This is a genomic window from Acanthopleuribacter pedis (genome assembly GCF_017377855.1).
In the GTDB taxonomy this organism is placed as follows: domain Bacteria; phylum Acidobacteriota; class Holophagae; order Acanthopleuribacterales; family Acanthopleuribacteraceae; genus Acanthopleuribacter; species Acanthopleuribacter pedis.
Genome location: NZ_JAFREP010000019.1, coordinates 107,848 through 130,069, shown reverse-complemented (window position 1 = coordinate 130,069; position 22,222 = coordinate 107,848). Strand labels below are relative to the sequence as shown.

The following is a 22,222-nucleotide window of genomic DNA, read 5'->3' as shown; positions in this document are numbered from 1 at the left end:
TCCAGCCGCCGCTTTAAAAATGCCGAATTAGCCCAGAATGCCTAACCGATTGGCCGTGTAGTTGGGTAGGGCCGCGCCGATCTCGCTTTGGCTCGCGCCGAGGTGCCGTTCCAAGACCTCGGCGTATAGGTCGCGGAAGTCCGTGACCCAGGGAAGCTTGTGATCGGTCAAACCCGGCCAATGGGCACCGCTGTTGACCAGGCGACCCGTGGCCGAGCCGCCCACCAGCATCGCCACCGCCCCGCCGCCGTGGTCCGTGCCGCGACTGCCGTTTTCCCGCACCGTTCGGCTGAATTCACTGACCACCAAAATCAGCACGTCGTCCAGCTCGGAACCCAGATCGGCTGATGCGGCCTGGATGCCCAATGCCAACTCGCCCAACAGGTGGGCGTGGGAACCCGACAAAACGTCCGCGCCGATTTGGTCGCGGTGATGGTCGTAACCCACGTGGTTCACCATCACGCTGTTGAGGTTTAACGGCGTTGGTTGGTCTTTGAGCAGTTGCACCGCGTGCTGTAAATTCCGACCGAAACGACTGTTTGGGTACTTCGCGCCGTTGGCCGGCTGGTACTGGCTCAGGTCGCGGTTGCGGAACCGATCAAACATCGAAAACAGGCGATCCGTGCTGTCGGTCCAGCCCGCTTGCGCAGCCTCCGCGTCCAATCGGTTGAGGTTGCGCATCAGCGCCTGTAAACGGCCCGCGTCCGGCCCGGCATCCGCCGGCAACGGCAGATCCAAGGCACCGAAATTTTCGCTGACCGGCACCGTATAGGCACCACTCATGGTTTGCGATTGATTGCTGTCGATCATCAAAGCACGGGGCACGGCATCCCGTGAACTCGCCTGAAGGTATCGGTTCAACCAACCCGAACCGTGGCGGTTACCGGGTTCCCCGGTTTCCCAAACGGCCTGGCTGACAAAGTGAGAGGTGTTCATGTCGGGGTAGCCGACCCCGCTTACAAAGGAGACGCGCCCGCCGTTGATGAGATCCGCCATCGGCGCCAAGCTCGGATGGAACCCAAAAAAGTCCGAAGCTTGTAGGGACAACAGGTCCGATTTTGCCAAGCCCAGGTTGGGGCGCGCGGCGCGGTAGGCCGCGTATTCGGCCGCGTCGCCCACCGGGACCAGGGTATTTAAGGCGTCGTTGCCGCCGCGTTGGAAGATCAGCAACAATTTTTTAGCCGAGTTTTTGGAGGGCGCCTTGGCTGCTTGATTCCGCGACGGCGTCGCGCCAAGCAATGACGGCAAGGTGATCGATCCGGCCAAAGCGCCGGCGGTGTGGCGCAGAAAACTACGTCGTTTCATTCCAAATGCTCCTCTTACTGATGTTGAAACGCGGCGCCGCGTAACCCGGCATTGAGCACCCAGCTCAGCCGTTGCACAAAGTGGTCCCGTTCGGGGGCCTCACGCAAATCAAAGACGCGACCGTTGTCCTGCACGAGCAACGGTTCCATTTTGGCGCGGTGCTCCGGCCCAAAACCCAGCATCGCTTGCAACAGATCGAACGCGGTTTCGGCGTCGCTTACCCCGTAGCGCGCGGCCCAAGCCGCCGCATCCAGGGCGGGCTGGTTCGCCCAGCGCCGGTTGTTGCAGAATTGGTTCACCAACTGCCAGCGGTAAAAAACCGCGTTGGTGTTGCGCCACGGTGTGCCCCGCTCCGCGTAACCCGTGGGGTAGGGGTAATCGAAGAGCGGCATGCCCATGTGTTCCAAGCCGGCGCGGTACACGTGCTGATCGTCGGCGGCACCCACCGCGCGCTGCATCGACACTACAAATTCCAGCGGCGTTTTGAGTTTGTTGCCGCGGTATTGGGCGTCGTCGAGGAAGCGCGGATGGAACAGGATCGTGCGCACCACCTCGCGGATATCACCGTCCGTTTCCAGGAACCGTTGGGTTGCGGCATCAACCGCGTCTTGCGGTGGTTCATCCGCGAGGAAGAAACGACACAGTTTGGTGCTGATGAATTGGGCCGTCTCCGGGGCGGTGGCGATGTGTTGGATCAGCACCAAGCCCTCGTCGGCGCCTTCCCGTTGGTCAAAACGCAATCCGAACAGCGCTTTGACGCCGTAATCATGGGCGCCGGGTGCGAAATGGAACACACCGTCCTGATAGGTCCAGCCGGAAAAAATCCGCGCCGCCGCCACGATGTCCGCGTAGTTGTAGCCGTTGTCCTCGCCAAAGCTGTGCAGTTCCAGGATCTCACGGGCGTAGTTTTCGTTGGGTGCCGCGGCGATATTGGTGTCGCCGTCCAAGTAGCGGATCATCGGCGTGTTCCGGGCCGAGGCCGCCAACAGGTCGGTAAAGGAACCCAGGGCCAGACTTCGGAAACGTTGGTTTTCCGCGTATTCCGCGGCGGGATCCGCCGTTTTGGTGAGGTCCGTGTGGAAATGGTTTTCCCAAAACCACGCCATCACTTCTTCCAACTGACGGGGTGAATGCACCATACGCGCTGTCAGCCAGGCCTGTAGATTCTCTTTACTTGCTTGGGGTTGGTAGATGTGTTCCAAGGCGGTGACCGATGCGGGAAGGGCGATCTGTTCGGGTTCCAGTTGCTGTTCCAGCCAAGATTCGGTACCTACCGTGAGAAGCGCGCGCAGCGATTCGGGGCTTGCGCCGAAGGCCGCGCGATTGAGGACGTGCCGCGCCAAATCAACGGCCTCCTCGGTGGTTCCGGCGGGAATGACGGGTTGGCGCGTCACGGTGTCGGCTGTTTCGGTTACGCGGTTGCGCGCGGCGTAGTTGATGTCGATCTCGGCTGCATCCAGCGCACGGGCGTACAGCGCCAAACCGTGTAGCACGCCGAAAACGGGGAATCCTTGATCATCGCCGATCTGGAAATCGAGGTTGCGCGGCAAACCCGCGTCAAACCCCTCCGGGTTCCATTCGAATTTCGCGCTTTTCTCTCCGTTCATATATATATGTAGGGCGCTGCCGTCCCAGGTGACGGCGGCGTGGTAGCGCCGGTCCGCGATCAGCCGGTGCGGGTTCACGAATTCCCGGCCCATGAACCAAAACCGGAAGCGGCCGTCGCGGACGTAGGCGAGCAGAACCGGATTGCGGCTAAAGCGTTGGTTGATACGAAAAAGTTGTTGGCTTTCGGTGTCGGCCGCGGCATAGGTCCAATCCCACTCAAGGGTAAACGCTTGGTTGGCGACCGCTTGGGTTAAAAAGTAGGTTCCCAGACCGCGGTGTTTGAGCTGACTCGGCAGGGACATCGCCACGCCGCCTTGTGGGCGCACCCGCCAACGGGGGTGGACGGGGAGATCGAGGTCCGCTTCGCCGGCGTCGGCAAAGGGGGCTTCCGCCGCGAAGCCATATTCCGCGATCAGGTCGTTGCCGACGCGCGCGGGATCACCCGTGTTCCAAGTAAAGTCCGCGGCCGCGATGCGCTGGTCCCGGCGATGGCTGAGTTGCTTGGCTGGAATCGGCTGACGGGTTTGCGCGCCGGGCTGTTGCCAAAGCAGCGTGGCCGTGGGCGCCTCGCGTTGGTTGGCGGTCACCAACGCAATGTCGTGGTAACCCGCCTCCAGCACCACATTTTGCAAAATGCGACCAGCCGCGTTGTCCAGCAACGGTTTTCCGTTGAGATAAAATACGGCCGCCGCGGGTGCGTTCAAATAGAACCCATATTTGCCGGGTTGCTTGATTTGGACTTGGCCGCGCAGCCACAGGGTTTGTTCCGGCTCAACCCTGGTTGCGCCAAGTTGGGGATAACCGTTGGGCGCCGCGGCGAGGTCCAGACTCGCGAGGGTGTGGGTTTGGCTGGGCAGGTCGTGTTCCGTCACCGCGAGCCCGTCGGTTGCGCCGCGTGGATAAAACATCGCCGCCAGGCCCGGCAAACCCGCGCCGCCCGCGTCATAGTTAAGGGTCAGCACACCCTCGTGTCGGGCCGCCCCGGATTGGGCGGTCCAAGGGAAACCATTAATTCCGGGCTTCAAATCAAGCGCATGTTGGACCTGGCCGTCCACGACCCGTACTTCTTGGCCGTCCAGCCAAAAACGGTACTGGGTGCCTAAGCCGTAGAGGCGCGCCTGCAATACGGGATGCTTTTGGTCGACGCGGGCGCCGTCCGCCGGTGAAAAAACCACCTCCAAGGGGGCTTGCTTCGTCGTTTCGGTAGGGTTGCGGTGCCATAGGTATTTGGCCGCGACCGTCGTGTTGTTGGGGCCGATAATCGTCCCACTCGAGCGCCACGCGAAAAGGATGTTGGGGTTGGCATTGGCGCCGTTGCGGTAGCTAAGCTGGATTGGGTACCAGCCTTCCTCGAGATCAACCGCCGCCTCGATAAAGGGTTCGCCGTCCTCGTAAGCGGTAATACGCACACCGTCCAGATCCAGCGACATGGCGTCGCCGTAGGCCAAAATGAAGGTGTAGCGGGCGCTTTCCGGTACGTACAGCACGCCTTGATAGTGGGCGTGAAACCATTGGCGCAGGCCGCTTCCCAGCAAGCTGGACGGATCTTTTGAGGCATGTTGATTTTGGTCTAAGGTTGCCGCGACTTTAACCACGTCGACCGGCAGGCCGCCGCCGTCAAAGGAAGCTTGTGCTTGCGCGCCCTCACCCGTTTGAAAACTGGTGTAGCGGCCGATTAAGCCGGGACTTTTGGCGAGGCCGTCGTTATGGCGGATTAAATCGAGGACGGTAAACCACTGGTCGCCGTCGTCGGGCAACGCGGGGTTGTGTTCGGTGCTTTGCGCCCAGTGGGGGAGGAGGGGGAAGAGGGCGCTTGAAGATCGGGAAGGAAGTGGGGATAGGCCGGCTGGAGGCGCGGCGCCTGCAAGGGTGAACATCACCCCGAGCAAGGCAATCCACGCCGCGGTGCGAACAACATGGCGATACACGGGATACTCCTGAGTAAGCAAAAGATCATGGGTGGAATATGAATTCCGGGTATCGAGCGGCACTTCGCTTGGTTGACCCATAACCATGCAAAGTAATTGTGAAATAGATTTACAAGCTCGATACAAAGATACTTAATGTGATTCATAAAGATCGACGGGCATACCCTCGGCCGCGCCGACCTTATCCATTGAATAAAGCAATGGAAAAAAGGGAAATGTGCCATGAATCGGTCGCAAAAACTGGGTCGTATAAGCACCCAAGTTCGTTGGTAAAACCATCGCGACAAACCCCAATCATACGGGGGAACGATTTGGCGAAACCCTACCGAATGAAACGTCGCCGGTGGAGAGGCGGACGGGGAATAGACCTAAGAGGCGCGAAAAGAGCGAGGGATTTTCGCTAAAAATCTGGAGCGAAATGGCTTGGAAAAGCGGACCGGGGTCGCGCACGACCGCACCCACTGGGTGCGGTGAGTATTTTTACAGGCAATTGTAGCCCAGAGGTTTAGTGAAAATCACCGCGAGTAATCGCGTTTCTTAGGTTATACCCTGGCGGCAGGAAAGAGAGCATTTTAAGGGCCGGTAGTTATGGGATAACTTTCGGCGAGCGGTGTGCGCCCTGTTGATGGGGGGCGTGCCGTGATGGAGCATAACCGCGTGTCGCAAGGGGGAAAACCCGTGTGACAAGGGTGATTCTAGGGAAAGGTCGCCGATTTTTATAGGAGCTTGCTCACAGATTGAGTGTGATATATGACGGGCGTTTTAGATGTTTTAACGTGCGAATTTTGACGAGAAATAATTACTAACACGCACTGTTTAAAGTTGATGACGCAAAACAAGCGCCTTGGGGAAGGGTGGAGGGGCCTGTTGTTCCCCGCACTTTGTGTGACAAACAACAGGCCCGCGGTTAACCGACCGCACCCACCGTTTGCGGGGTGAAGTTGGGAATTGCCTGGCGAATCACGTCAGGCGAAGCGCCCATGTGCCGTTCCAAGATTTCCCAGTACAGGCCGCGGTAGTCCGTGTTCCAGTTGAGGAATTGTCCGTTCAGGCCCGGCCAGGCCCCCTCGCCGTTGATGACGCGGCCCGTGACCGTGCCGCCGAATAGCATTGCCAGCGCGGCGCGACCGTGGTCCGTGCCGCGGCTGCCGTTTTCGCGTACCGTGCGCCCGAACTCGCTCACCACCAAGATCAGGGTGTCCTGCATCTGTGCATCGCCCAAATCCGTGGTGAAGGCTTTGATACCGTTTGCAAGTTCCGAAAGACGGCCCGCGTGCCAACCTTCCACGGCGCTGCCGGCGACTTGGCCCTTGTGGTGGTCGTAATTGGGATGGTTCACCATAACCGCCTCCACGTTGAGCGGCGACGGGTTTTCCTTCAGCATTTGGGCCGCATGTTTCAGCGCGTCGCCGAAGCGGCCGCCGGGGTATTCGGCGTTATTGGCCGGGGTGTAGTCGTTTAGGTTGCGGTCGTTAAAGGCGTCGAACATGCCCAGCAGCCCGTTGGTGGTGCGCTCCAGCAAATCGTGGCCTAGGTAATCCGCGTCTTCGGCCAGATCACGCACCATCTCACGGAACCGCGTGTTGTCGCTGCCGGACATGTTGCCGGGGATCGGCATATTGAGCCCGCCGAAATTGCGGCTGACCGGAACGGTGAAGGGACCACTCATCATTTGCGAGGTATTGCCGTCAACCATCAAACCGCGGAAGGCGCCCGGCCCGGAGGAAGCGTGCAGGTAGCGATTTAACCAACCCGAGCCGCGGCGGTTGTGTGGATCGCCGGTTTCCCAAAACGCCTGACCGGCAAAGTGGGAGGTGGTCATGCTGGGGTAGCCGACCGCGTGGACGAAGGACGCCTTGCCGGCTTGGATCAAATCGGCCAGCGGCGCGAGGGAGGGGTGGTACCCGAAAAACGAGGTGTTGTTAAAGGACAATAGTTGGCCTTGGGGAATGTGGAGGTTGGGCCGGTACTCGGCATAACGCGCGTATTCGGTGCTGTCCACGGGGACCAGCGTGTTGAGCGAATCGTTGCCGCCACGTTGGAAAATAACCAGCAACTTGCGCAGGTTTCCTCCTTTGTGGTGATGGGTCGGCCGGGCCGACAGAGGAATGGCCGAGACGGCCGAGGCGGCGGCAAGGGTGCCACCGAGGGTTTTGAGGAAACGACGTCGTAACATGGGGGCACTCCTTTATTGCAAGTTGAAACGCGGTAAGCGCATGTAGTAATTCAGTGTTTGCGGCAGGCGGTTCTCAAGCACCGTTCGGTTGGCTGGGTCACTCAGGTCCAAGTTGGTCATCTGGTCCTGGGTTAGCCAGGCCGCCGCCTTCCGGCGAAAGGCTGGGTCGGGTGCGCCGCCCGCGAACATCAAGTCGAAGAAATGCAGTACATCATCGGTGGTGTTGAGCCCGTAGCGGGAACGCATCAAGGCCACGTCCGCGCTCGGCCCGCCGAAGGTGACGCGGTTACCGGAAAAACCGTTGATCAATTGCCAGCGGTAGAACACCGAATTGGTGTTCATCCAGGTTTCGGCGCGTTCGGCAAAACCGGTCGGTTCCAGGTGATGGAACAAAGGCATGTCGAGCAAGTCCATCGTGTGTTGGTACTGGAATAGGTTTTCCTGGGTACCGGTGGCGCGAATCATTCCAGTAATGAATTCCAGCGGCGTTTTTACCTTGTTGTTGCGGGTGTTGGGATCGTTGAGGAAACGGTCGTGGAACAGGATCGCGCGCAATACCGCGGTGATGTTGCCGTTGTTGGCAAGGAATGCATCGCGCGCCGCCGCCTGCACATCCGCCGGCGGGTCGTCGGCCACAAACCATTGGCACAATTTATAACTGATAAATTCCGCCGTGTTCTCCGAGGTCGCAATGGTTTCGATCAGGATCAACCCTTCCTCGATACCTTGCCCGCCGGAAAAGTCCAGGCCTTGCAACTGTTTGGGGCCGTAGTCGTGGCGACCCGGGTTAAACGAAAAGTTGCGGTTCCATTCGGTCCAGCCCGTGAAAATGCGCGCGGCTTCGACAATATCCTCGTAGCCATAGCCGTTGTCTTCACCGTAGGCGTGCAGCTCGAAAATCTCGCGGGCATAGTTTTCGTTGGGGTTACCCGCCACGTTGGTTACGCTGTCGAGGTATTCGGTCATTGGGTAGTTCAGCGCCGAAGCTTTGAGCAGCGCGACGAAATCACCCAGCGCCAGTTCGCGAAAGCGCTGGTTTTCCAAAAATTCCTCTTGCGGTGAACCGGTTTTGCCGAGATCCGTGCTGAAGTGGTTTTCCCAGAACCACGCCATCACTTCCTGAAGCTGTCGCTCGCTGTGAATCATTTGCGCCATGAGCCAAGAACGAAGGCTGTTGGGACCGCGCGTCGGTTGGTACACCGTTTCTAAATGGCGTACGGCCGGGTTTTCTTCGATGTGTTGCGGTTGCAGCTGGTGTTCGATCCAATTGCGAACACCCATGTCGAGGATTTGGCGCAGATGCTCGGGCGATGGGCCCATCGTCAGCCGGTTGAGTACGTGAACCGCTTGAGCCAGTTCGGCGTCGCCGGTTCCCGGCGGCACGATTTCGAAATGTTCGTTAAAAGGTAGCCGGGCGGATGAGGTGCGCAGGGCGCGGTTGGCGTTTTTGTTTTGGTTGACCTCGGATTGAGAAAGGGCGCGCCCATAGAAGGCCAACGTGTTGAGGGTGCCCGCGAACGGAATGCCGCGATGGTCGCCGAAGCGCAATTTTTGCCCGGACCACAGGGTGGGGTTGAGGTCGGGGATCGCCTCGGCCCGTTCCACGGCAAGCGCACCATTCATATAGATGCGAAGGTGGCTTCCGTCGTAGGTGATCGCGCAATGGATGCGCTCACCGTCGACCAAATCGACAGGGACCTGGATCCGGTCTACCCCGCGAATGATGAAATTGAAGCGGTTGCCCTGGGTGAAGCCGCGCAGAACCAAGTCATTGGTGATGTTGATGTTGATATTGATGCGGAAGAATTGCTGGGTGTTGTTGTAGGTGCGCCGGTGGTACCAGTCCTGTTCGATGGTAAAGGCGCGGCTTTTTTTGATGGTGTTGAGAATATGACTTCCCAGGGTCGTGCTCTGCAGGAAGCTGGGACCGTTGGCTGTCACGCTGCCGCCGTCGCGCACAATCCAGCGCGGATCCGTGGGTAGGTCGAGGTTGTAACGGCCGCTGTCGCCGAATGGGTCCGCCTCGGTAAACAGGTATTCCGCGATCAAATCGCCGCCGACCCGCGTGGAATGCCCTTGGTTGGTGCTGAAATCCGCCGCTGGAACGATGTCGTCGGGTAGGTGGCTCAGCCGCTCGGCTGGAATGTCCTGCGCTTGTGCGCCCGGTGGCTGCCAGCGAATGCTGTTGTTCGGGAAGGCGCGTGGGTTGTCGTGGTGGGCGGTAAACACAAAATGGTGGTAACCGGGTTCCAGATGAATCGAATCATTTTCGCCACCCTGGTAGCGGGCCACCACCAGCCGGCCGTTGACCCAGGCGTTGCACGGCCATTGGCCGCCGCCGACAAAGCGATAGGTGCCGGCCTCCTCAACGCGGATGCGCCCGCGCAACATGACCGTGGTATTGGTGCCGATGGTATCACCGGGTAAGTCGGGATAACCGTTGGGGCCCGCTGCCAAGTTGGTGCCGTTGATGATGTGGACCGCCATAGGTACATGGCTTTCGTTGACCGTGTAGGTGTCGGCCACGCTGGTTGGATAGGTCATCATCGCTAGGCCGGGTGTGCCCGCTTGACCCGCGTCGTAATAAAGGGTCAGGGTACTGTTTTTGCCGCGGTTGCCGGTTGTGACCGACCAATCCAGCTTGTTGAGGCCGGGTTGCAGGCGCAAACGTTCGCTCACGACCCCGTCGACTACCGAACGCGTCCGGCCGTTGAGCGTGAAGGCGAAGGTTGTTTCGGGCGCATAGAGGCGCGCGGTTAGGTCGAGATCGCGCGAGGTGACCCGTGAAAAATTTTCCACGGAGAACACCACATCCAGGTTGTCTTTGGCGTGAACCGGTGCCTCGGTATGACGATGCCATAAATAGCTCGGCGACACGGAGCGGTTGTTTGGGCCGATGACCGTGCCCGCCGCGCGCCAATAAAAGGAGATGATCGGTCCGCGAAAGGAACGGTTCACGTAGTCGATTTGAATCGGGTAAAAACCCTCGTTTAAGGCCAGGGTAACCTCGCCTGTATGGGGGCTTTCGCTGTATTCGATGTGGGTTTCGCCGTCGAGGGTCAGGCGCATGCCGTCTCCACCGCGTAGGCCGAGCGTGTATTCCCCGCTTTGGGGTACCTGCAGGAAGCCGGTGAAGGTACCCCGGAATTGCAGGTGCATCTGGCTCTCCATTAACGGTTGGGAACTGTGGTGGTGATTTTGGAAGAAGTTCAGATCGGGCGTGGCACGGACAACGACCGGGTCCGCGTCTGGGATATCCGTGTTGGCCAGTTCGATGTGGGGTTGTTCAACGCCGTCTTGGTAACCGTAATAACGGCCGATCAAACCCGGCCCCAAGGCCACACAGGATTGATGGCGGGTTAGATCAAGCACAGTGACGCGGCGGTCGCCGTCATAGTCGGGGAGATGGGCTTCGTCGCCGGCGTGGTTCCAGTAACGGACGCTGTCGTGCAAGTCGGCGGTGGTGTGGCCGGGCAGGCCGTCGCGCTCATAGGCGCCGCAGCCTTCGAGAACAACCTGGCCGAGTAGCGGCGCGGTGCCCAGTAGGAACAGGAGGTATCGGGTAACGAGGGTAAAACGCAAAACGCACTCCTTATATAAAAGGACAGACGGGGGCCGTCTATCGACATCGAGCCGGCACCTGCGCCATAGGCGTCGATGCTTTTCGAGGGGTTCTCGCGGCGAGGCGGCTTCGACCGAAACGGCACGGCACGTTGCGCCCACAATCGTTGCAAAGGTTTCGTTGGTGAACCGAATCCCTTGCGCGCAATGCAGGTTAAAGCGGACCGACGGTGAGGAAGCACCAAAGTCGCCGCGAGCGCGTCGGGCTCGTGGAACGGATGATGTAGAGTCCTTGTATAAAAGAGGTTAAAAGTGAAAAAAGGGTTAGGCGAAAAGGCCTAACCGGGTGCTCCCGAAGAAACAGGTGCTATTGTGCTGTTTTGGGGCACCTAACCGGGGTAAACAACAGCACCGCGACGATGCGGTGGATCCCCAATATGGATGACGCAAGTGTCACCTGATAATCGGTTATCTCTATATGAGATGGGTCACGTTTGGGGTATGCCCGGAAAGATTTGTTAGCGTTAACCAGTGGGGGTCCGTATCGCGCTTTTATTGGATACCGTATTTCTTCAACCAGCGGTAGTAGGTGGCGCGGCTGATACCCAGATGTTTGGCCGCATCCGTGTGGCTGCCGTTGCAAAAGGCCAAGGCCTCGCGCATTGCCGCGGCGCGATCCTGGCTGGGTTGGAACCTGGGCGCCGCCGGTTGGGGCGGGGCGGCGTGCATCGGGGCATAGACGGGTGGGGCCGCGGCCGGCGGCGGTGGCGCGTAGGCGTTGGGTGCCATTTCCGGCGGTAGGTCCTCCTGGCTGATGCGGCCGTTGCGCGCGCGGATAAAAGCGAACTCCACCGCGTTGCGCAATTCACGGACGTTTCCCGGCCACGCGTAACCCATCATTTTTCCCATGCTGTGCTCGTCCGCCGTCTCCACATCCTTGCCGGTTTGCGCCCTTAACGAACGCAGGAAATGCTGCACCAGCAGCGGAATGTCTTCACGGCGCTCGCGCAACGGCGGCAGCAACACCCGTGCGACGCGAATCCGGTACATCAAATCCTGACGAAAGCGACCTTGCGCGACCAGGTGACTCAGCTCGTGGTGTGTGGCTGCAACCACACGGACATCGACCGGGCGCACCTGAGTTTCGCCAACACGGGTGATGGTGCGCGATTCCAACACGCGTAAAAAGCTGGTTTGCAGGTTGAGCGGCAGGTCCCCGATTTCGTCGAGGAACAAGGTGCCGCCGTTGGCCGATTCAAACACGCCTTGTTGGTCGGCGACCGCGCCCGTAAAAGATCCTTTGCGATGGCCGAACAACATACTGGCGATCAAGGATTCGGAAATCCCCCCGCAGTTCACCGTGATAAAGGGTCCGCGTGAACGGCTGCTTTCCTCGTGAATCGCCCGCGCCACCAACTCCTTGCCGGTCCCGGTTTCGCCGTTAATCATCACCGTGGTGTCCAGCTTGGCGATGTCGCGGATCAGTTGGTATACCTGCTGCATCGGCCGGCTTTTGCCGACAAAGTCGTGAAAGCGGTTGCGGCCTTCCAATTCCCGACGCAAGTCGCGCAGGTTTTTCTCCGCCCGTTGTTTCTTGGCCAGGTTTTCCGCCTGGTTACAGGCAATCGTCATGCGGATCATAAAAAGTTCGAGGTCAAAGGGCTTGCTAATGTAGTCGTCGGCGCCCGCCGCCAGCACCTCGCGCAAATTTTCAATTTTGTTGTTGGCCGTAATCACCACCACCACCGTGGCGTCGCCCTCCGGCAGTTTGCGCAGGTGGCGGGTGAGTTCGAGCCCGTCCATTTTGGGCAGCATCCAATCGGTGACCACGATGGGGAAGGGATCGCGCCGGTAGATGTCCCAGGCCTTGGCGCCGTCGGCGCACGCGGTTACCTGATAATCTTCGCTAACCAAAATGCTGACCAACAGATCGCGGAAGGAGGGATCGTCTTCGACCAAAAGAATGCGCATGTTTTGCTCCCGTTGGACGACTGGACCAAGGTCGCGTTACCGCAAGGCCCAACTGTCGGGGTGACATGATTCGTTTTTCGGATAATGTGTTTGAATGGACTCATTTTAACATTGTCTCAAAGGTTCGTATGTTTTTAGTTTGCCACATTTGTGGTCAAAAAATTCTGTTACTTGGTGCCGTTGTTTCGCCAAAATGAAAAAGCCCGATGTCGCGAGGACATCGGGCGAGATGGGGCGTACGTTTTCGGTTTCTGGTTTAGCGCGCGGGTTTGCGCAGGAGCGAGCGACCGTTTTCGTCGTACTGACGCAGGCTGGTGGCGAACACCTCTTCCTCCGCCGTGGTGCTCATTTCCAGGTAAAGGCCGGACAGGTCCGTGGTCTCAAAGGTCTCGGAGAACACGAGCTCCAGCGCGTAGCTCATGATCATTTCGATCTCCTTGGATTCGACCACCGTGCCCGCCGCGTCGGTCAGGTTCAAGGTAATCGTCTGGCCTTCTTCCGAGCCAAACAGCGGGATCAGGTGCAACACGTTTTCAGCCGCTTCCAAACGGTCGTAACGCACGTAACCCTCGCGGCTAAGCCGGTTGGGGTCAATCAGATTGGCGGCCGCAACCGAAGGTGCGCCGGAGCCGACTTGGTCGCGCAGTTTCAAGGTGCTGAAGCTGCCGCGGCTGGTGAAGACCCACAGCGCGGCCGGGCCTTCCGTTGTCAGTTCTCGGTCCGGGTGAAACACCAGGGTACCGCCCGCCGGAATGATGTGGCGTACGAAATCGGCTTCTTCCGTGCGGTCGTCGATGACTTGGAAGAAGGCGGAAACCTCCTGACGTTCCGGGTTAAACAGGTGGATTTCCGCACCTTGACGTTCCGCCGGCAATAACGCGAGGGCGTAAAACGGCGGTTGGAAAAAGGAAATCCCTTGGGCCGTGCCGAACTCGGCCCAACCTTCGAAGTAAAAGGCCGTGCCGCACAGGCGCAGGCCTTCCGCGACGCGGGCGCGAATCGCTACCGCGCCGAGGCCGGCGGCCTCGGGGAATTCTTGCGGGATCACCAAAGGCAGCGGCGCTTCACCCCTGGCGGTGAACACTTTTTCGGCGATCAAGGTGCCGCTGGGACCGTGGAGGGAAACCGTGATCGGCGTTTCAGCGCGGTTACCCGGGGTGCTTAACACCGCAACCGCTGTACCCGTCAAGCCCGTCATCACCACCGAACCGCTCAATTGGTTGTAGGCGTGGCCTTGGACCGTGCCGCCCGCACCCGCGGACGGCCCGTTCACGTTGCGCAGTACCGTCTCCGTCGCCAGGCCGAATTGATTGGCGTGGGCCGCCAGCGTGTAGCGGTCCATGTTGGGGAACAGTTCTGAGGCGTTCACCGTGCGCTGCTCGCCTGCTGCCAGGGTCAGGGTTTCTTTCGCTTCACCCGCGGCGCTGATCGCCCGCAAAACCACGTCGCCCGCTTCCGGTCCATTGTTGGTGATGGTCAGCGAACTTTGGTAGTTCTCATTGTTAACCACCCACGGCAATACCTGGCTAAGCGCGGGCATGGCGCCCTCGATGTTGGCACAGTCAAAACGGGTCACGTCTTGTTGGGGCTCGAAGAGGAACTGACCCATGTCCCGTTCCAGGAAGGACGCGATCAGCGCGCAACTCTCCGCGGTGTCGGCCAAGCGGTTGCCGCTGATGTCAACCCACTGAGAGAAGGTGTAGTTCAATGCCGGAATTTCGGGGATTTCGGTAAGGTTGTTGCCGGCCACGTTTAGCGCGAAGATGACGCGGGGCAGGTCGGGCAATTCACTGATTTGGTTGTTCGACACATCCACATCGTAAAGGGTGTTTTTGCCGTTGACATTGCGCAGCGACGGCAGTTCCGTCAGTTGGTTGCTCGAGACGTACAAAGAATCGAGAAAATCGAAGGTGTTCAGGGTTGGCAACGCCGAAATTTCGTTGTTGCTTGCCACCAGAACACTTAAGTTCGGCAATACCGAGACCGCGTCGAGGTTGGTCAACGCATTGCCGGAGATGTCGATGTTCGCCAGTTTGGGCGGGAAGGTCGGCAGTTCGGTCAACCCGTTATCGGCCGCGATTAGGGTTACCAAGTTGGGGAGTTGGTCGATGCCGGACAGGTCTGCGATCTCCAAGCCGGTGAGGTCCAGGGAGGTCAGCAGAGACGCCTCGGCGTGGGTGAGCGTGCCGTCCTCGTCCGTGTCGCCCGCCGCCAAAACAGCGGTTTGCAGGTTGGCGTCCGCGAAGGTGATCGCATCGGTGGTGCAATCGAGGTCGGCCGTTTCCGCGTAGGGTTCCAGGGTCAAGCTTTCCAAGCCGCGCTTTTCCAGGCTGATCAGCCGGTCGCAGTTGGCCTTGGCCAGCGGGTTGTTGACCATCGACAGTTCTTTGAGCGTGGCCGGCAACAGCAGGGGAATCATGGTGATCGCGTTGTTGTCGGCGTTGAGCGTTTCCAGGTTCACGAAGTACCGAATGCCGTCGAGGTTTTCGATGCCCAGGTCGTTGAGTTGTAACGCCGTGATTTGCTCCGCCTCATCGTGGTTGATTTCGCCGTCTTCGTTGCTGTCGTGGGCTTCGACCAGCGCCGCCTTAAAGGCGTCGTCGCTGAATTCAATCGATGAAAGGCGACGGGGAATGCAGTCACGTACCTCAATCCGACCGCGCACCCACTCCTGAACGCGGGGGTGGAATTCCGACAATTCAATCGTGGCTGTTTGGAAGTGGCAGTAACTCATCAGGGTGCCGCCTTCCGTGGGCAAAACGCCGGTGAAGGTGGGGCAACGGTCGATGGTGGGTGTGTAATCGTGGGTGTGCGGGCTGCCGAAGTTGTGGCCTAACTCGTGGGCAACCAGGTTGATATCGGAAAAGTCGGTGTTGTCGGCCACGTAGAGGCCATAGAAGGAACTGCGTCCGTAACCCCAGGTCACGTTGCACATGGTGTCGATGAAACCGACCCCGTAAAAACTGACCGCGGAGAGCAGGTGGGTTAAGGTGCGGCTGATGCCGCTTTTGCCGTTGTTGGGATCGAGCCAGTGGTTTTGCAGTTCGGTGATGGTGCTGTTTTCCCAGGGATCTTCCTCGGGATAAGCACTGAGGTAGACGATGCGCAGTTCGGCACCGAAATCCCGTTGGTAAATGGCGCTGATCGCCGCCATGCTTTCGGAGACCGCGTCCTTCATCATTTCGACGTCTTCAAACTCCTGGTACAGCGCCGTGTCGGTTTCCAAGGCGATATCGACAATGGCGTCGTTGAGGTCGGTTTTGCCCAGTCGCGGTTGAGGCACCGTGCGCATGGGAACCACCTCGGCGAATTCTGCCGTGCGGCACTCGAAGGCGCGCCCGGAAGCTTTGCTGTAGACCAGGTGGCCGTCTTGGGTGCGGAAGCCCCAGGTACCGGCTTGGCCGCGGGTAAATCCGCGCAGGCCGCCTTCTTTGGTGCGGCTCACGAATACCAAGACGCCGTCTTTGGTGACGCCGTGCATAAAGCGGTTACGGGCGTGAACCGTTTGTTTGGCGCGGCCTTCTTTATGGAAGACCTCCAAAACCGCCTCGTCGTGCCAGATTTGAAGCGGCTTGAGTTGGACATGCAGCGTGCCGTGCGGGGAGGGGAAGTTTTGAATCTCCTGAGCTTTATGCATGGAAAGGGATTGCTCGAAAGGAACCACGAGCGAATCGGAAGCAGCGGGTCCGCCGGCGTAAAGGCCGATCAGGACCAGAAACGAAAAAATCATTGATTACCTCGACAATATTGATGACCGCGCGGGAAGCCATGCCCGTGAGCAGGCGCAAGACGGACCCGATCCGTTTCGAACCACCTGGGGACACGTGGGGGCGCGGGGTTGGTCGATAGACAAGCGTGACAGGGACACCGAAAAAGGTGGTCGGTTTCGTGGGGAACCAAACGGGGTCAACCCGCTTGAACCCAACGGCAAGCGATCCGAACCGGGTTCTCGGTTTCCTGTCGCAACACGGAAAAGACGCTGAGCTTTCGCAAAAGGACGAGAATTCATAGCGAACCAAGTCCTTTTCTAGGTGCATGCTTGCGTCGTTAAAACAATTTCCTAGGATAGGTCATGGCAAAAGGCGCAAGGCGCCCGAGGTTAAGGCCGAGAAAAGAATCCATCCAAGCAGACCCACGTTTTTGTGGGATCACGCACGGAACAAGCGACCGAATCAGGTACCGCCTGCTTGGAAAAACCGGGTTCGCCGTGAGGGCCGAACACGGTGAGGGCTGCGCGTACAAAGGGAGGTATCGCCATGTGTGGCGGAAAGAAAATCGAAACGCGGGCTTGAGGTGGATTTCGTTCTCGTGCGCCGAGAGGTGGTTGCCGTCATGGAGAACCGAAAAAGTGTCGCGAGGAAATACCGCGGCGGTGGCGTCGGGGCGGAAAAACCAAACTCGGAGACCGTGGTGGTCCCAGGCTCGGGTTCGGAGAATAAGCGCGCGGGTTTGCCGTCCCGCCGGCCTATTGTGGGTATAACGAGGATCCGGGCGACCTCACCTAAAAAAAATATAAAAATCATGGTTTTTCCTGAAACCAGGTGGTTTATCGGTACTTGGATCCTCGAAGAAGGGCTGCAAGGAACGCCCCGCCGCACGTTAACCGCGGTCTCTAGCCGACCGCCATCCCAACAGCATTTTTTCTCCTCAAAAGCCTTTCGCGAAAAGAAGGTTTTTGAGGAGAAAAAATGCCCCCACTGAGCGCGGTCGTTACATCGGCCGATAGGCTGGAGCATGCCCGGACCTAACAAAAACGGCGGAACCGGAGATTTCCCTTCGCTACCAAACCCACCTCACCCTGCATGGGCCGAGGACCAAGCGCCCCTTGGGCCCGGGGATGGAGGGATTCCCGAAAAGAACGACTGAGAAACTTCAAACCGGTGTCTGTTCTTGAACTGTGTGAAAGGGAACGTTAATATGGAATCACTGCATTTTCCGTTAAAACAACTTACACAAACCTGCCTTGGGCCGTTCTCTTCGGCGATTGCCGGCCATCATTTGGGTTGTTGCGCACCGCACCATGATCGTCTGCCGTGCGTTGTGAACCGAACCATTGCCTGGCGTATGCACACCCGCCTTGGTGGTTTGGCGCCAACATCCGGGTTCCGCCGTCCCCGAATCGCCCGTTCAGGTTTCATATTGGTGGCACACGATGTACACGGTTTCTCTTTCCTCTCCGCAAGATCCGCCCTCACTACCGCAAAAGGAAACACCTGAAAACCAGGAAAAACGCAAACAAGCCTTGGTCGAGGCCCAGGCTGAATATGTCCTTAGCGCCGACAACCCCCACAAGATTCCGCTGCTACAGTTGCCGATTCCTTCCCAAGAAGCGTTTAGCAACCATTACAACGCGGAACGTTACATGGCGACCTTGCCGATGGTGAACAACGAAGCCGTGGTTAGCCCCGGACTGCAACCCTTTCCCGCCTCCTTTACCGGTTTGTGGGATTTCGACCAACTTTACAAGGAGATCCCCAAACCCCTGGTGCACGGTGGCTGGATGACCGACGAACTTTTTGGGGAACAACGGCTGTCGGGGGTCAACCCAGGCGTTTTGCGCGGGGTTAAAAGCTTTTCGGAACTGCCCGCCTGCTTGAAAGGACCCTTAACCGAACGGCTGGCCGACCCTGTTTCGGCTCTGATCCAAGCGGGTGGTCTGTATATGGTGGACTATACCGAGACCCTCAAGGACATCCCCAACGGTGCGCTTGGCCCGGTTCCCAAATTCTTGCCGCGGCCCATCGGCGTGTTTGGCTGGTATGGTGAGGGTGCCAAACGGAAAGATCCCGGCGGCAAAAACGGGCGCTTGCTGCCCGTGGCGATTTTGGTGGATATCAGCGACAGCGATTACAAGCTGTTCACCCCGGAAGACGGCGAGCGCTGGACCCTTGCCAAAATGTGTTTCAACATCGCGGATGCCAATGTTCACGAGATGAGCAGCCACCTGGGCATTGCCCACTTTGCCCAAGAAGCCTTCGGCGCGATAACACCGCGGCATTTGGCCGCCAACCATCCACTGCGCATTCTTTTGGCGCCGCACTTGCGGTTTCTTGTGTTCAACAACGAGGAAGGCATCCAACGGCTGATCAACAAAGGCGGGCCCGTGGACAAGCTGCTGGCCTCGACCTTGGCAGGTTCGATTGAGATCGCCCGTACCGCCGCGGCGAACTGGTCGGTGATGGAAAGTTTTTCGGAAAACTTGGCCGCCCGCGGCGTCAATGATGACAAGGCGCTGCCCCACTATCCCTTCCGCGACGACGGCCTGCTCATTTGGAAAGCGATCAGCACCTTCGTGGAAAATTATTTGGGTTTGTACTACCTCACCGACGACGATGTGGCGGGTGATTACGAATTGCAAGCGTGGGCGCAACAGTTGGCATCCTCGGACCTGGACGGCGGCCGCGTCAAGGACATGCCCAGCCCGATTTCCCGCGCCGATTTATTCAAGGTGGTTGCCAACATTATTTTCACCTGCAGTGCCGGGCACAGTTCGGTGAACTATCCGCAGAATCCCTACCTGGGGTTCGCGCCCAGCGCGGCCTTGTCCGGCTGGCAGGATTACCGAGCCTTTTTGGCCAATGAACACACCACCGAGGCCGAACAACTCGACTTCATGCTCAAGTTCCTCCCGCCCCAACAAATCTCACTGGCGCAGATCGGGATCACCTATGCCTTGTCCGCCTACCATTTCGACCAGTTGGGCGATTACGGCGATCAATTCTCCGATCCCATGGCCAGACATCAGCTGTACCGTTTTAACCAAGACCTCAACACCATCGAACAAAAGATCGAGGTCAGAAACCAATCGCGGGTGGTGCCCTACACCTTCCTGCTACCCAAAGAAATCCTCAACAGTCCCAGCATCTAACCCACGAAACCCCGAAACGCGGTAAGCGGGCAAGCAACACATTCACACGCTTGGCGGGGAAAGGATCGTCGGCGACCTATCTCCTGACCGACGATCCTCCCTGGGTTTTGCCTCACCGAGCCAATCTTGGGTGGAGCAAGCCATAGAGGGTTATACGCCAAGCGTTCCTGTTTTACCCAAGCGCATAAACAAAAGGGACGCACTGATTTTAAAAAGGTTCTGTTTTTCTAGCGGGCTAAAATGTAAAAAGGGCGGCCGATGGGCCGCCCTTTCGTGGTTTTTGGGTTGGGTTTATTCGTAGGAGGCGATGTCGGTTTGGTAACCCCAGTCGCGAACACTGCGGTCGGTGACCAACTCAACGGTGATGGTGTCGCCGTCGACGTAGGCCCAGCCGTCGGTGCGACCGAAGGCGGAACCGCCACCATTGCTGATCAGGTTACCGGATACGCGGTAGATGGTTTGGCCCGCGCCGTTTTTGATGGATACGAAATCGTAGTTGCTTTCCGTGTCGAGGCGAACGAAGTGGATGCCCACGCGGCTCGCGCCCGCTTTGGTGTAGGTGTGGCTGTAGGTCTGGTTGTTGCGGTAGTTGTGCGGGGTTTCGTTGGCAAAGGCCTCGGTGCCGCTGCCGCCGCCGTTGTCGCCGCCCACGGTCCAGGTCGCGGTGATGGTGCCCGCGGATGCCGCGTAACCGTCAACCAAAACGTTCCAGGTACCGGAAGCCGGGTTGCTGAAGCTGACGCTTTCGGAAGAACCACTTTGGTAAGGTGCTTTGAACTCGGCTTCGTTGTGGCTGCCGCGGTCGCCGGGCCAGTTGATGGCGGCGCGTTTGACGTAGAGGTCGGCATCGCCGTTACCACTGATGGTTACGGTGAAGTTGGTGACGTTTGCGGGCAGGGTGACGGTCCATGATTTGGTGCTGTTTTGCGCCAAGTCGAAGCTTTGGCTGACGTTGTTCTCGAGGGTGTCGCCGCCGGGAGGAGGAGGATCGCCGCCGCCCAGGTACTGCTCGATTTGGGGGTAGAAGTGGTAGAAGCTGCCGTACCAGTCGTAGTTACCGGGGGCTGAGGTGCCGTTGCAGTTTTCAGGGCCGCAACCGGATTCGTCGCCGACGACTTCGTAGTTGCTGTTGAGAATGGCGGAACCGGAAGAACCACCCTCGGTCAAGCTATCGATCCAGTCAACGCGGATTTCGTTGACGTAAGAACCACCGCAAGCGGTTTCGCCGGTACCGGTGATCGTGCCTTTGGATACGCGCATGTAATCGCCGGCGGGGTGGTGGATGCAGGTGACGCTGCTGTTGGTCGCGGGAACCGCGGTCGCGTTCCAGCCCATGAAGTGACGCTGGCCCACGTTGCCGTTCAGCAACAACAAGCTGGCGTCGAGGTTGCTGTTGGTGGCCAGCAGTTGGGAGCCGTTGTTTTGGGGCAGGGTCGACTTGTTCACGCCTTGGCCGCTGTTGCAACCGGTAGAGCGGTAGTCCCAGTAAACGTTGACCGTGTCGGCAACGGATTGGGAACCAACGCAGTGGTTGGCGGTCAGGAAGTAGGGTTGGAAGCTGTTGTCGGTGGTGCGCAGCAAGGTACCGGTACATACATAGGTACTGCCGCGGGAAACGAAGGAAAAGTGACCGACGGCGGTCGCAATGTTGCGGATTTCAGCGTTTTCACAGTTGAGATCGTCTTCACAGATTTTGGCGGCCTTGCGGCGTTTGAAGATGTGCGAACCTTCGCTGATTTGGAAATCGCCGAATGAAGCGTTTTGCGACACCAGGGTAACCAAGGTGGTTTCGCCGTCAACCAGGGGACCCCAGAATTCGCCTTTGTCGGCCCGGTAGGGACCAAAGGCGTACAGGGTTTCGGGATCGACCAGGTAGATCTGATCGTCGGCTTCCAGGTTGGAGAGGTCGAGTTTCAGACGCAGGCCGTAGGCGCCGGTGGAGCTAACCGGGACCGACCAACTGAAACGGTCACCCGCTTTTTTGAGCGATTGCGGGGCCAGTTCGGCGGCGTTGAAATCAAGGGGAAAACCTTCGCCGATTTGGTTGACGGTGGCGACGGATTTCAGATCTTCGTTGAATCCGTCGAAGTAGTTGGAACGAACTTCTTTGCTCATGTGACCCAACAGCGAAGCGGTTTGGTCGGGATGGAGCGCGGTGCCGACTTTTTCATTGGTAGCCGGTGACATGGCGCCGCTCAAGCGGGCGTGGGTGCGGTCGACCTCTTGCGCAAACATTGCGCTCGACCAAAACATTAATAAGCAAAGCAGCATGGCTTTTAAACGATTGTCCATGGAATCAATCTCTCCTGAATAGTGATGCGAGCCACACGGTGAACCAACAACCGACCCCGCGGCGGCGGGTTTGCAGACGAAGGGCGATCCGTGACACGGCCGGCATGCATGCGCCGGAGCAGGTACAGGGTGTCGACCCAACTCGGTTGGGGTTCGCGAAGGACTGAGGCGGGCTAGGTGTCGGTCGCATGAATGAGGGCGATCACGACGCCCGTTTTGATCATTCGGGCGGCTCATTAAAGTGTCGTTCGGCGCATTCGGAAAACAGAAAGCGGCAGCAGGAAGCGCCGAAGCAACGTGTCTCGCAAGGTGCGATGATGGGCGTACTTTACAGAAGGTTTACAGGAGGGGCAATGGCTAATTTTGCTTTTTGCGTATTTTTTGTGACTCAACCAACAAATGTTAACCGTTGGGGGCCAACATGTATCTCAACGCACAGATTCCTGTACTAATGACAATGGTCCCTGTCTGTCCAGTCTGTACAACCGCAACTTTTGGCCAGAGCGTAAATTA

General features: G+C 58.6%; 9 protein-coding genes. 2 read left to right on the top strand and 7 right to left on the bottom strand.

All coding sequences use genetic code 11. The features are described from left to right. Positions 1 to 27: 27 nt before the first annotated feature. The 6 genes from J3U88_RS19975 to J3U88_RS19950 all read right to left on the bottom strand — a co-directional run bounded on the left by J3U88_RS19975 (position 28) and on the right by J3U88_RS19950 (position 16,279). Positions 28 to 1,305 carry a DUF1501 domain-containing protein gene (locus J3U88_RS19975; RefSeq protein WP_207860717.1) on the bottom strand — a complete coding sequence of 426 codons (1,278 nt, stop codon included), beginning with the start codon at positions 1,303 to 1,305 and terminating at the stop codon, positions 28 to 30. Between the two features lie 14 nt (positions 1,306 to 1,319). Continuing rightward, positions 1,320 to 4,841, bottom strand: coding sequence for a DUF1800 family protein (locus J3U88_RS35080; protein ID WP_207860716.1), 3,522 nt, complete (start codon positions 4,839 to 4,841; stop codon positions 1,320 to 1,322). Positions 4,842 to 5,748: 907 nt separating this feature from the next. After that, positions 5,749 to 7,017, bottom strand: coding sequence for a DUF1501 domain-containing protein (locus tag J3U88_RS19965; RefSeq protein ID WP_207860715.1), 1,269 nt, complete (start codon positions 7,015 to 7,017; stop codon positions 5,749 to 5,751). A 12-nt stretch (positions 7,018 to 7,029) separates the two neighbouring features. Next, a complete protein-coding gene (locus tag J3U88_RS19960; RefSeq protein ID WP_207860714.1) occupies positions 7,030 to 10,599 on the bottom strand; it encodes a DUF1800 family protein in 3,570 nt (1,189 codons plus the stop codon). A gap of 531 nt (positions 10,600 to 11,130) precedes the next feature. After that, positions 11,131 to 12,549 carry a sigma-54-dependent transcriptional regulator gene (locus J3U88_RS19955; RefSeq protein WP_207860713.1) on the bottom strand — a complete coding sequence of 473 codons (1,419 nt, stop codon included), beginning with the start codon at positions 12,547 to 12,549 and terminating at the stop codon, positions 11,131 to 11,133. A 256-nt stretch (positions 12,550 to 12,805) separates the two neighbouring features. Continuing rightward, positions 12,806 to 16,279, bottom strand: coding sequence for a M12 family metallo-peptidase (locus tag J3U88_RS19950; RefSeq protein ID WP_207860712.1), 3,474 nt, complete (start codon positions 16,277 to 16,279; stop codon positions 12,806 to 12,808). Positions 16,280 to 16,809: 530 nt separating this feature from the next. Here J3U88_RS19950 and J3U88_RS19945 point away from each other — a divergent pair. Both J3U88_RS19945 and J3U88_RS19940 read left to right on the top strand, forming a co-directional pair. Continuing rightward, a complete protein-coding gene (locus tag J3U88_RS19945; protein WP_207860711.1) occupies positions 16,810 to 17,250 on the top strand; it encodes a hypothetical protein in 441 nt (146 codons plus the stop codon). 451 nt (positions 17,251 to 17,701) lie between these two features. Then, positions 17,702 to 19,417: a lipoxygenase family protein gene (locus J3U88_RS19940; protein WP_207860710.1), complete on the top strand. Its 1,716-nt coding sequence runs from the start codon at positions 17,702 to 17,704 to the stop codon at positions 19,415 to 19,417. Between the two features lie 291 nt (positions 19,418 to 19,708). On the opposite strand, the gene J3U88_RS19935 is transcribed toward J3U88_RS19940, so the two are convergent. After that, the gene (locus tag J3U88_RS19935; RefSeq protein WP_207860709.1) at positions 19,709 to 21,709 is read right to left on the bottom strand and encodes a trypsin-like serine peptidase; all 2,001 of its coding nucleotides are present in this window, start codon (positions 21,707 to 21,709) and stop codon (positions 19,709 to 19,711) included. Between the last annotated feature and the right edge of the window lie 513 nt (positions 21,710 to 22,222).

Coding starts and splice junctions, on each gene's coding strand:
- J3U88_RS19975 (WP_207860717.1), bottom strand. CDS start 1,305: ATGAAACGACGTAGTTTTCTGCGCCACACCGCCGGCGCTTTGGCCGGA.
- J3U88_RS19965 (WP_207860715.1), bottom strand. CDS start 7,017: ATGTTACGACGTCGTTTCCTCAAAACCCTCGGTGGCACCCTTGCCGCC.
- J3U88_RS19955 (WP_207860713.1), bottom strand. CDS start 12,549: ATGCGCATTCTTTTGGTCGAAGACGATCCCTCCTTCCGCGATCTGTTG.
- J3U88_RS19950 (WP_207860712.1), bottom strand. CDS start 16,279: ATGATTTTTTCGTTTCTGGTCCTGATCGGCCTTTACGCCGGCGGACCC.
- J3U88_RS19940 (WP_207860710.1), top strand. CDS start 17,702: ATGTACACGGTTTCTCTTTCCTCTCCGCAAGATCCGCCCTCACTACCG.
- J3U88_RS19935 (WP_207860709.1), bottom strand. CDS start 21,709: ATGGACAATCGTTTAAAAGCCATGCTGCTTTGCTTATTAATGTTTTGG.